General features: G+C 63.4%; 1 protein-coding gene. It reads left to right on the top strand.

Going from position 1 to position 1,075, the window contains the following annotated elements:
* Nucleotides 1-1,075 (top strand): sulfite dehydrogenase (gene soxC / locus ADADOO_RS16135; RefSeq protein ID WP_511278539.1); only part of this gene is annotated, 1,075 nt, incomplete at both ends.

Here is a 1,075-nt window from a genome sequence, read left to right on the forward strand (position 1 = left end):
TCGGCCTGCCGGTGGCGACCAACCCGTACGGTCAGCCCTCGAAGTACGAAAGCCAATTGCTGCGCCGCGAATCGCCCGGTCTGGCCCGCGTCGGCGGCGCTTCGGTGTCGTTCGCGCCGCTGCAGGGCCTGTTCGGCATCATCACGCCGTCCGGCCTGCACTTCGAGCGCCATCACCAGGGCTGGCATGACATCGATCCGTCCAAGCATCGCCTGATGGTCAATGGCTCGGATGATTCGCTGCTCAAGAAGGCCAAGGTGTATACGCTCGACGAGCTGATGCGCCTGCCCTCGGTGTCGCGCATCCACTTCATCGAATGCGGCGCCAATACCGGTCTGGAGTGGGGCAATGTCGCCGTACCGACCGTGCAATACACGCACGGCATGCTGTCCTGTTCCGAATTCACCGGCGTGCCGCTCAAGGTGCTGCTGGAGGACTGCGGCGTCGACACCAAAAAGGCCCGCTACGTGCTGGCCGAGGGCGCCGATGGCTCTTCGATGACGCGCACCATTCCGATGGAAATGGTCGAGTCCGGCGAAGTCTTCGTCGCCTACGGCCAGAACGGCGAAATGCTGCGCCCGGAAAACGGTTACCCGCTGCGTCTTGTCGTGCCGGGCGTCCAGGGCGTGTCGTGGGTCAAGTGGCTGCGCCGCATCGAAGTCGGCGATATGCCTTACGCCACCAAGGACGAGGCGGTGCATTACATCGACCTCCTGCCGAGTGGCCAGCATCGCCAGTACAGCTCGATCCAGGAAGCCAAGTCGGTGATCACCACCCCGTCCGGCGGCCAGACGCTCCTCGACAAGGGTTTCTACAACGTTTCCGGCCTCGCCTGGTCGGGTCGCGGCAAGATCAAGCAGGTCGATGTCTCGTTCGACGGCGGCATCAACTGGCAGACGGCGCGCCTCGAAGGCCCGGTGCAGAACAAGGCGCTGACCCGTTTCAACACCAATTGGGTGTGGGACGGCAAGCCGGCCATCCTGCAATCACGGGCCATCGACGAAACCGGTTTCGTCCAGCCGAGCTACGGGCAACTCCGCAAGGTGCGCGGCACCAAGTCGATTTATCACAACAA

It is taken from the genome of Azonexus sp. (assembly GCF_036170495.1).
Classification (GTDB): domain Bacteria; phylum Pseudomonadota; class Gammaproteobacteria; order Burkholderiales; family Rhodocyclaceae; genus Azonexus.